This window comes from Streptomyces sp. NPDC058534 (genome assembly GCF_042717365.1).
Lineage (GTDB): Bacteria > Actinomycetota > Actinomycetes > Streptomycetales > Streptomycetaceae > Streptomyces.
The window spans coordinates 1-10496 of record NZ_JBHXNW010000138.1 but is presented as its reverse complement, the minus strand read 5'-3'; the positions used below and the strand labels follow the sequence as shown (position 1 = coordinate 10496).

The 10496-nt window shown below is 73.4% G+C and carries 9 protein-coding genes; 7 read left to right on the top strand and 2 right to left on the bottom strand.

Annotated features, from left to right (window positions below; all coding sequences use genetic code 11):
• Positions 1–234: 234 nt before the first annotated feature.
• From ACFWR9_RS41580 to ACFWR9_RS41565, 4 genes are all read left to right on the top strand, one after another.
• The gene (locus tag ACFWR9_RS41580) at positions 235–1026 is read left to right on the top strand and encodes an ABC transporter ATP-binding protein (RefSeq protein ID WP_383852563.1); all 792 of its coding nucleotides are present in this window, start codon (positions 235–237) and stop codon (positions 1024–1026) included.
• 3 nt (positions 1027–1029) lie between these two features.
• Positions 1030–2340 carry an FtsX-like permease family protein gene (locus tag ACFWR9_RS41575; protein WP_383852562.1) on the top strand — a complete coding sequence of 437 codons (1311 nt, stop codon included), beginning with the start codon at positions 1030–1032 and terminating at the stop codon, positions 2338–2340.
• 159 nt (positions 2341–2499) lie between these two features.
• Positions 2500–3357, top strand: a complete 858-nt coding sequence (locus ACFWR9_RS41570) for an AAA family ATPase (RefSeq protein ID WP_383852560.1) — start codon at positions 2500–2502, stop codon at positions 3355–3357.
• Entirely contained in the window at positions 3354–4742 is a 1389-nt protein-coding gene (locus ACFWR9_RS41565; protein ID WP_383852558.1) for a VWA domain-containing protein, read from the top strand. The genes ACFWR9_RS41570 and ACFWR9_RS41565 overlap by 4 nt, the downstream gene beginning before the upstream one ends.
• A gap of 10 nt (positions 4743–4752) precedes the next feature.
• Here the strand turns inward: ACFWR9_RS41565 and ACFWR9_RS41560 are convergent, their stop codons facing one another.
• Together ACFWR9_RS41560 and ACFWR9_RS41555 are read right to left on the bottom strand one after the other, a co-directional pair.
• Entirely contained in the window at positions 4753–5112 is a 360-nt protein-coding gene (locus ACFWR9_RS41560) for a cupin domain-containing protein (protein ID WP_383852555.1), read from the bottom strand.
• A gap of 199 nt (positions 5113–5311) precedes the next feature.
• Positions 5312–6004, bottom strand: a complete 693-nt coding sequence (locus tag ACFWR9_RS41555) for a transcriptional regulator (RefSeq protein ID WP_383852554.1) — start codon at positions 6002–6004, stop codon at positions 5312–5314.
• Between the two features lie 179 nt (positions 6005–6183).
• Here ACFWR9_RS41555 and ACFWR9_RS41550 point away from each other — a divergent pair, with 179 nt between their 5' ends.
• The 3 genes from ACFWR9_RS41550 to ACFWR9_RS41540 all read left to right on the top strand — a co-directional run bounded on the left by ACFWR9_RS41550 (position 6184) and on the right by ACFWR9_RS41540 (position 10395).
• Positions 6184–6984 (top strand): class I SAM-dependent methyltransferase, encoded by an 801-nt coding sequence (locus ACFWR9_RS41550; RefSeq protein ID WP_383852552.1) that lies wholly within the window; start codon positions 6184–6186, stop codon positions 6982–6984.
• A 164-nt stretch (positions 6985–7148) separates the two neighbouring features.
• Entirely contained in the window at positions 7149–8813 is a 1665-nt protein-coding gene (locus ACFWR9_RS41545) for an alkaline phosphatase D family protein (RefSeq protein ID WP_383852550.1), read from the top strand.
• Positions 8814–9015: 202 nt separating this feature from the next.
• Complete coding sequence (locus ACFWR9_RS41540; protein ID WP_383852547.1) at positions 9016–10395, top strand: alpha-lytic protease prodomain-containing protein; 1380 nt, start codon at positions 9016–9018, stop codon at positions 10393–10395.
• Positions 10396–10496: the final 101 nt, after the last annotated feature.

Genomic DNA, 10496 nt, shown 5'->3' with positions numbered 1-10496 from the left:
GAGGATCGGACCAGGGCAAGGCGACCGCACACGGCCACGCCGCGCCCGAAAAGCCCGAAACACCCGGGCAACCACAGAATTCTAGAGACGCTGTCCTGGCGGTCATGGCGCATGGCGGGCGGAGGTGTCGCTGAGTACACCCCCCGATACGGGTTCTGCGCCCAGTGTGGCCCGGCCCGCCGCTCCGTAGCGTCTTCGACGAGGCACCGCACAGGGCGTGCCACACGGAAGGTGATGACGATGTTCCGTTCCCGCACACGCGGCGGTCACGACCAGGGCCCCGCCCCCGAGGCCCTCCGGCTCGTCAAGGTGACCCGGACCTACGGCTCCGCGGAGAACGCCGTGACCGCCCTGGACGGAATCACCCTGAGCCTGGGCCGCGGCACGTTCACCGCGGTGATGGGGCCGTCGGGCTCGGGCAAGTCCACGCTGCTCCAGTGCGCGGCGGGGCTCGACCGGCCGGACAGCGGCATCGTGTGGGTGGACGGCGCGGAGCTGACCGGGGGCACCGAGGCGGAGCTGACCAGGTTCCGGCGGGGCCGGGTCGGGTTCGTGTTCCAGCAGTACAACCTGCTGGACACGCTGACGGTCGCGCAGAACACGGTGCTGCCGCTCAAGCTCGCCGGACGCCGGGTCGACCGCGGGCGGGTCCGCGAGATCCTGACCACCGTCGGTCTCGGGGACCGGCTGGGGCACCGCCCCGCCCAGCTCTCCGGCGGTCAGCGGCAGCGGGTGGCCATCGCCCGCGCCCTGGTCACCGAGCCCCGGGTGATCTTCGCCGACGAGCCGACGGGCGCGCTGGACACGCGCAGCGCCCGGCAGGTCATGCTGCTGCTCCAGGAGGCGGTACGGGTGCACGCGCGGACCGTGGTGATGGTGACGCACGACCCGGTCGCCGCCTCGTACGCGGACTCCGTGGTCTTCCTCGCCGACGGGCGGCTGGCGGGACGGATGGACGCGCCGACCCCGGACGCGGTCGCGGAGCGGCTGGCGCACCTGGGCGACGACGTGACGGCGGGGGTGTGAGCGATGCCGGCACTGGTCCTTCGGTCGATCCGGCAGCGCCCCGGACGGTTCCTCGCGACGCTGCTGTCCGCCTTCCTGGGCGCGGCGATCATCATGACGTTCAACTCGATGCACGACACGGCCGGGCAGGACGGTGTCGACGCGGTCAGCTCGGAGACGCTGGGCACGGCGGCGGGGGTCGTCGGCGGCTACGGGACTTTGCTGGTGTTCTTCGCGGTGGCGTCGACGCTGACGGTCAACGTGCGCCAGCGCACCGCGGAACTGGAGCTGCTGCGCTGCTCGGGGGCGACCCCGGCGCAGATCAAGCGGATGGTCGTGGGTGAGGCGGTGGCCGTGGCGCTGGTGGGCGCCGCGCTGGCGGTCGGCCCGGCGATGCTCGGCGGGCGGGCGCTGCTGGAGATGTTCCAGGACAGCGGGCAGGTGGCGCACTCCGTCGACTACTCCTTCGGCCCGATCGCGCTGGTGAGCGGCGTGGACATCACGCTCCTGGCCGCCGCGGGCGCCGCCTTCCTGGCGGTGCGGCGGGTGACGCGGGGCGGCAGGGAGCGGGCCGGGGCCAGGCGGTGCCTGGCGTACGCCGCGCTGGTCACCGGTGCCTCGGGCGCGGGCTCCACCTTCCTGTTCTCCGCGACGGACGAGGCGCTGATGGCGGCGCCGGCCTACGGGGCGATCCTGCTGTCGGTCGGTCTGGCGCTGCTGTCGCCCGGGCTGCTGCGGGGCGTGCTGAACCGGCTGCCGCTGAGCGGCCCGAGCGGCTGGCTGGCGGTGCGCAACCTGCGTGAGCGGGCCGAGCACCTCGCCGGGATCCTGGTGTCGCTGATCCTGTTCACGGCGGTGTCGACGGCGACGCTCACCATGCAGGCGGTGGAGAGCGACGCGGTGGCGGCCTCCGGGCTGGTCAAGTCGGTCGACGCGAAGAACCTGGAGACGCTCAACCTGACGGTGGTCGGCATCATCGCGGTGTTCGTCTGCGTGATGCTGGTGAACTCGCTGTACGCGGCGACGACGTACCGCTCCCGTGAGTTCGGCCAGCAGCGGCTGGCGGGCGCGACTCCCGGGCAGGTGCTGCGCGTGGTGGCGGTGGAGGGCGTGATCCTGACGTTCACCGGGGTGTTCTTCGGCACGGTGGCCGCGCTGTCCGGTGTGGTGCCGTTCACGGTCGTCCGCACCGACGCGGTGCTGCCGGACCAGTTCGCCGGCGTCTGGCTCGCGATGGTGTCGGTGTCGGCGGCGGTGACGCTGGGGACGAGCCTGGGGACGGCCCGGTGGGTGCTGCGCACGCCGGCGGTCGGGGCGGTGACGCTCGCCGCGTGAGCCGGGTGCGCGAGGGGAGGGGCGACCGCCGGGCGGTCGCCCCTCCCTTCGGCCTCCTCTGCCTTCGGCCTTCCTCTGCCTTCGACCTACTCGTGACAGGGGAGGTGAACAAGCGCTTGGATAGAGCTCGTACGCATCGCACCCGAGCTGGAGGCCCCGGTGTTCACTTCCGTCGACGACGTCTCCGCACGCCTCACCGAGACCGGCTACCTGGCGTCGCCCGCGGTCGCCACGACCGTCTTCCTCGCCGCCCGGCTCGGCAAGCCGCTGCTGGTGGAGGGCCCCGCGGGGGTCGGCAAGACCGAGCTGGCCAAGGCCGTGGCCCGGGTCACCGACGCCCGGCTGGTACGGCTCCAGTGCTACGAGGGCGTCGACGAGTCCCGGGCCCTGTACGAGTGGAACCACGCCAAGCAGTTGCTGCGCATCAGCGCGGGCCGCGACGAGAGCTGGGACGAGGCCCGGACCGACATCTTCGGCGAGGAGTTCCTGCTCACCCGGCCCCTGCTGACCGCGATCCGCGGGGACGACGCCAAGGTGCTGCTGATCGACGAGACCGACAAGGCGGACGTCGAGGTCGAGGGCCTGCTCCTGGAGGTGCTGAGTGACTTCCAGGTGACCGTGCCGGAGCTGGGCACCATCACCGCGTCCCGCCGCCCCTTCGTCGTCCTCACCTCGAACGCGAGCCGCGAGCTGTCCGAGGCGCTGCGCCGGCGCTGCCTGTTCCTGCACATCGGCTTCCCCGAGGAGGAGCTGGAGCGGCGGATCGTGCGGCTGAAGGTGCCGGGGCTGGACGAGGTCCTGGCCGGCTCACTGGTGCGGGTGGTGGGCGCGCTGCGCGCCATGGACCTGCGCAAGGTGCCGTCGGTCGCCGAGACCATCGACTGGGCCCGCACCCTGCTCGCGCTCGGCGCGGACACCCTGGACGAGACCGTCGTACGGGACACCCTCGGCGTCGTCCTCAAGCACCAGGACGACGTCCTTCGGGCCGCCGCCAAGCTCGACCTGGACGCGCTGTGACCACGGGCGTGGCGGAGCGGCTGACGTCGCTGGTGGCGGCGTTGCGGGCACACGGAGTGCGGGTGGGCACCGGGGAGAGCGTGGACGCGGCGCGGGCGGTGGAGTCACTCGGTCTGGCGGACCGGGAGCTGCTCCGCGAGGGCCTGGCGGCGACGCTGCTGCACACCGCGGACCAGCGGCGGGTGTTCGACCCGGTCTTCGACGTGTACTTCCCGCGCGGCGTCGGCGGTCCGGGGACCGGCCCCGCCGGCCGGGACGAGCTGCGCGACCGGCTCGCCGCCGCGCTCGCCGCCGACGACCGGGCGCTGCTGGCCCGGCTGGCCGGGGAGGCGGTGGACGGGTTCGGCGCCTACGGTTCCTCCGGTGCGGGCGGCGGCCCGGGCACCCCAGGCTCCTCCCCCGGTTCGGACGGCTGGTCCTCGCACCAGACGCTCGACCGGCTCCGCCCGCAGACCCTGCTCGCCCGGGTCAGGGACGACGTGCGGCAGCGGGGCGGTGGGGCCGGGTTCACGGACCGGCTGCTGGAGGACGAGATCCGGCGCCGTATCGAAGTCTTCCGGCGGCTGGTGGCCGCGGAGGCGCGGCGCCGGGTGGCGGAGCGGCGCGGACGCGACGAGATCGCCCGGCGGGCGGTGGCCCCGACGCCGGACCGCGTCGACTTCCTGCTCGCCGGACAGGCCCAACTGGCCGACCTGCGGCGGACGGTGCGCCCACTGGCCCGCAAGCTCGCGACCCGGCTGACGGCCCGCCGGCGCCGCGCGTCCCGCGGGAGCATCGACCTGCGGCGGACGCTGCGCGGGTCGCTGTCCACGGGCGGCGTGCCGATGAAGCCGGTGCTGCGCCGGCGCCGTCCGGTGCGGCCCGAACTGGTGCTGCTGTGCGACGTGTCGGGGTCCGTGGCGGGATTCTCGGACTTCACCATGCTGCTGGTCCAGGCACTGCACGACCAGTTCGCCAAGGTGCGGGTGTTCGCCTTCGTCAACCGCATCGACGAGGTGACCGGGCTGCTCGCGCACGGCAACGCCGACCCGGAGGGGCTGGGCGCCCGGATCGGTGCGGAGGCGCGGCTCACCGGCTGGCACGGCAGCAGCGACTACGGCGTCGCGCTGGGCGAGTTCGCGGAACGGTACGCCGACGCGGTCGGCCCGCGCACGACCGTCTTCGTGCTCGGCGACGCCCGTACGAACATGAGCGACCCGAACCTGCCCGCCCTGCGGCGGATCACCGAACGCTCGCGACGCGGCTACTGGCTCAACCCCGAACAGCGCTCCCGCTGGGGCACCGGCGACTCGGCGGCCCCGGCGTACGCCGAGCTGATCGAGATGCACGAGTGCCGTAACGTACGTCAACTCGGCGCGCTGGTGTCCCGGTTGCTGCCGGTGTGATGTGACGGCTCTAGTCGGCCTTGGCGTACTCCTTCGCCATGGCGCCGGCGAAGTCGTACACGACGCACTGTCCGTCGCCGACGACCCAGGCGTCGTGGCCCGGTGAGCAGACGAACACGTCGCCCGGCCCCACCTCGCTGTCGGTGCCGTCGTCCATGTGGATGTGCATGCGTCCCTCCACCACGTAACAGTTGTGGTGGATCATGCAGCTGTCGGTGCCCGCGATCGGCGCCACCGACTCCGACCAGCGCCAGCCCGGCTCGAAGGTGGCGACGGCGAAGTCGAGTCCCTCCATGTGCACGGCCTCGAGGTGGCCGCGCGGGAAATCGCGGCGCTCGTCGGGCTTGTCGAGCGTCTTTGCCTGCAACATGACGCTCCTCCTTTTCCTGGCCTTCCCTGGGCCCACCACTCCATCGTCCGCCTGTCAAGTCGGCGGCGCCATCCGGGGGACGGGTGTGATCAGCGGGGTGCGCCGCAGAGTTCGGCGAAGCGGGCGGCGTCCACGTTGCCACCGGAGGCGACGAGGGCGGACCGGACGTCGTCGAGGGTGACCGGCGGGGTGGTGGTCGTCACGGGTGGCCTCCGGCGGGGTCGGCGGCCGGGGCGGTCACGGCGCGGGCCTGGGAGAGGTAGTGGTAGGCGGAGGCCCGGGAGATGCCGAGCCGGGCGGCGACGTGCTCGACCGAGCGGCGTACGGCGAACACTCCGCGCCCGTCCAGGTCGCGGAACAGCTCCAGGCGCTGGGCGCGGTCCAGCGCCGCCCAGCCGGCGCCCCGGCGCAGCGGGTGGGCGTCGACGATGGCCTCGACCACCGCGTCGATGTCGTCGCCGAAGGTGGTGGCCGGCGGATCGGCGGGGGTGCCCGCGGTCCCGGCCAGGGCACCGAGCAGGGCGTGCGCCCGGTCGACGGCGGTGACGTCCAGGTTGACGCACAGGGCGCCGAACACGGCGCCCGTGGAGTCGCGCAGCACCATCGTGGAGGACTTCAGCAGGGTGCCACCGTCCGTGCGCGTGACGTAGTTCAGCTCGTCCCGGGCCTCGTCGCCGCGGGCCAGGACGCGCATGCCGATCTCGCTCATCGCCCCGCCGACCGTCCGCCCGGTCACCGAGCCGGCGACCGCGACCACCGACCGCTCGGGGTCCCGGTAGTCGTGCAGGACCGCCTCGCAGACCGGCCCGAACGTGGCGGCGATCCCGTCGACGACCGGGCGCAGGGTGGCGAGGACCGCGTCGCGCTCGGCGTCCAGCGCCGTTTCGCTCATCAGGGGCTCCTTGCTCGGACTCCCATGGGACTCCAACAGGAATCAGACTACACGTCCAGCTCCTGGACTGGCAGTCCAGAGCGACCTGCGCACGGCGGTGCTGTCATTGCGCCGCCGGGTCTGGCACCCTTCCCGGCACCTCGCACTGTCCGAGTCCCTCGTACGGAGGTCGTTCCGCCATGCCCAAGGACGCCAGGTCCCCGAAGAAACTGCGCAGCAACCGCGCGGCACTCACGCACAAGGTCGGGTACGCGCTGCGCCACCCCGAGCGGGTCGGCCCCTACGTCCGCCGGGCCGGGCGGGACGCGTGGCTGCGGCTCAGGCACCCCGACCACGTCGGCTACTACCGGGCCGTGATGGCCTCCGACACCCGCCGTGACCCCGAGGCCGCGGTCGGCAGCCGGACCCACGACCGCTGGCTGGCGCTCGGGCAGATGCAGTTCGACTACCTCGCCGAGCACGGGCTGCGCCCGGAGCACCGCATGCTCGACATCGGCTGCGGCAACCTGCGCGGCGGCTGGCGCTTCATCGACCACCTCGACGCCGGCCACTACTACGGCATCGACATCTCGCCGGACATCCTCATCGCCGCCAAGCAGACCCTGACCGAGCGCGGACTCCAGGCCAAGCTGCCCCACCTGACCCTCACCGGGGACCTCCGGCTGGAGTTCCTGCCCGACGGCCACTTCGACGTCGTCCACGCGCACAGCGTCTTCTCGCACTCCCCGCCGAGCGTCATCGACGAGTGCCTCCGCAACGTGGGCCGCGTCCTGACCGACACCGGGTTCTTCGACTTCACCTTCGACCGCACGGAGGGCACCGAGCACCAGGTGCTGCGCGAGGACTTCTACTACCGCACGGACACCCTGCTCACGCTGGCCGCCCAGCACAACCTGCACGCGCGGTTCATGGAGGACTGGGAGAAGCGGCCGCACGGTCAGTCCAAGATCAGGGTGAGCCGCTCGCCGCTGCCGTCCTAGCCGGCCCGCCGCGTCACCGCCGGGGCCGGAGCACCGTGGATCCGGCCCCGGCGCCCGCCCGCGCGTACCTCCTCCTGTGTGATCACTCCGCAAGCCCTGCCCGTTCCAGGTGTTTTGTCTGCTTAGCATGCGGGTCCGTCACGCCCCGTACGAGAGGACACCAGATGGCGCCCACGGGCCGTCACAGCGCACTGGCCGAGCGGGCGTTCTCCCCGCACGACGCGGTGCTGGGCGCCGCCGTCCGGCGCCTCGGCCGCAGGCGCTTCCTCACCGTGACCGCGGCCGCCGCGGCACTCGCCTTCGCCACCAACCGGCCGGCCCGCGGCGCGGTCGCCGCCCCCGAACGCGAGGCCGCCCGGATCACCAAGGACCCCTTCACCCTCGGCGTCGCCTCCGGCGACCCGCTGCCGGAATCGGTGCTGCTGTGGACCCGGCTGGCGCCCGAGCCGTTCCTGGAGGACGGCGGGATGGGCACGGAACGGGTCACGGTCGAGTGGGAGGTGGCCGTCGACGAGTACTTCGCGGCGGTCCTGCTCCGGGGCACCGCCGAGGCGCACGCCGAGTACGCCCACAGCGTGCACGTCGACGTGAAGGGCCTGACGCCCGGCACCGTCTACTACTACCGCTTCCGCGCCGGCGCCTGGCTCAGCCCGGCCGGCCGCACCCGCACCGCGCCGCCGGCGAGCAGCGCCACGTCGGGTCTGAGGATCGCGACCGTCGCCTGTCAGGCGTACCAGGACGGCTACTACACGGTGCACCGGCACGTCGCCCAGGACGACGTCGACGTGGTCTTCCACCTCGGCGACTATCTGTACGAGTACGCGGTGAACTCGGCGGGCGGCGAGCGCAACTACACCGACGTCAGGCTGCCCGACGTGTTCAACCGCGAGACGATGACCCTCGCGGACTACCGGATGCGGTACGCGCTCTACAAGAGCGACGAGGACCTCCAGGCCGCGCACGCCGCGCACCCGTTCGTCGTGACCTGGGACGACCACGAGACCGAGAACAACTACGCCGCGAGCATGCCCGAGAACGGCATCCCGCCGGAGGGGTTCCTGCTGCGGCGGGCCGCCGCCTACCGCGCGTACTGGGAGAACCAGCCGCTGCGCGCCGCCCAGCTGCCGCAGGGACCGGACGCCCGGCTGTACCGCCGGCTGCACTGGGGCACGCTCGCCCAGTTCGACTTCCTCGACACCCGCCAGTACCGCTCCGACCAGGCGTACGACGACAGGCCGCACGCCCCCGGGCCCGAGTCCGACGACCCGGCGCGCACCATGACGGGCGCCGCGCAGGAGCAGTGGCTGCTGGACGGCTGGCAGGGCTCGACCGCGCTGTGGAACGTGATGCCCCAGCAGGTCTGCTTCTCCCAGCGCAAGTTCGACGACACCGCCGACGCCGCGCTCTCGATGGACGCCTGGGACGGCTACCGCGCCTCGCGCGACCGGGTCGTCGCCGGGGCGAAGGCCGCCGGGGTCGACAACTGGCTGATCCTCACCGGCGACGTGCACGTGGGCTACGCCCTCGACGTCAAGGAGGACTTCGACGACCCGGCGTCCGCCATCGTCGGCACCGAGATCGCCTGCACCTCGGTGGCCAGCGGCCGGGACGGCGTGGAGCAGCCCGCCAACCGGGACCTGTACCTGCGGGCCAACCCGCACATGAAGTTCTACAACGGCAAGCGCGGCTACGTCCGGGTGGAACTGGACCGTCAGGCCGCCCACCTGGACTTCCGGACCGTGTCCGCCGTCAGCACACCCGGCGCCGCGATCACCACGGCCGCGTCCTTCGTCACGGAGGCGGGCGCACCGGGGCTGCAGCCCGCCTGAGCCCCGGGGCCGGCGGACGGGCGGGTGTTCCGCGTACTGCACTTGGCACCCACCGCGTCCCCCATAGCGCGAAAGACAGCCGGGGCCGGTATCGCGGCCGGTCTTTCCGGCAACACCTGTGACTTCGTCGCAGTCGCACCGTGACCCACGGTCGCGCACCGAACACCGCTGTCTCGCACAGCCCTCGAAGGAGGCACATCGCATGGTCGGCAGACACGCCGCGCGCAGCCGCCGCGCAGCCCTGACCGCGCTCGGCGCCCTGGCCCTGACCGCACTCCCCTCGGCCGCGTCGGCCGCGCCGCAGCCCGCTCCCGGTGCGCAGCCCGCCGCCGTCCGAACGCCCGCCCCGGCGGCACCGTCGGCGCGGATGCTGCGTGCGATGGAACGCGACCTCAGGCTGTCGCCCGGGCAGGCGGCGGTCCGGCTGGCCAACGAGACGGAGGCGGGAACGCGCGCGGGCATGCTGCGCAACACGCTGGGCGACCGCTTCGCGGGGGCCTGGGTGAGCGGCGCGACCTCCGCCGATCTGACGGTCGCCACCACGGACGCGGCGGACACCGCCGCCATCGAGGCGGGCGGCGCCAAGGCGGCGGTCGTCGAGCGGGGCCTGGCCGAACTGCGCTCCGTCAAGGAGAAGCTGGACGCCGCCGCCGTCCGGGTACGCACCGGGCAGACGCCGGTCTGGTACGTAGACGTGAAGACCAACCGGGTCGTGGTCCAGGCCACCAGCCGGTCCGCGGCGGGCACCTTCGTCGAGACCGCCGGTCTGGCGGGCCAGGACGTGGGCGTCCGCGTCTCCCCGAACCAGCCGCGGCTGCTGACGGACCTGGTCGGCGGTGACGCCTACTACATCAACGACCAGGCCCGCTGCTCCATCGGGTTCTCGGTCACCAAGGACGACCAGCAGGGCTTCGCCACGGCCGGGCACTGCGGCGACCCGGGCGCCACCACCACCGGGTTCAACGAGGCCGCCCAGGGCACCTTCCAGGCCTCGACCTTCCCCGGGAAGGACATGGCCTGGGTGGGCGTCAACTCGGACTGGACCGCGACGCCGGACGTGAAGGGCCAGGACGGCGTGAAGGTCCAGATCGCCGGCTCGGTGGAGGCACTCGTGGGCGCCTCGGTGTGCCGCTCGGGCTCCACCACGGGCTGGCGCTGCGGCACCATCCGGCAGCACGACACGAGTGTCACCTACCCCCAGGGCACCGTGAACGGGCTGACCGAGACGACGGTGTGCGCCGAACCCGGCGACTCGGGCGGCCCCTTCGTCTCGGGCACCCAGGGCCAGGGCACCACGTCCGGCGGCTCCGGTGACTGCACGAACGGCGGGACCACCTTCTACCAGCCGATCAACCCGATGCTCAGCGACTTCGGCCTCACCCTGAAGACCACCTCGGCCGCGGCCGGGACGCCCGCGCCGCCGCAGGACAACGCGGCGGCGGACGCGTGGGCCGCGGGCCGCGTCTACGAACCGGGCGCCACGGTGTCCCACGCGGGCGTGCGCTACCGGTGCCTGCAGAGCCACCAGGCGCAGGGCGTGGGCTCGCCGGAGAGCACGCCGGCCCTGTGGCAGCGGGTCTGACGAACGGCCGGCCGCCGTGGGGCGGCCCTGGGGGCCGGGGGCCCCCCCCCGGCGCGCCCCCCCCCCCCGGGGGGGGGGGTGGGTGGGGGGGGGCCGCGGCG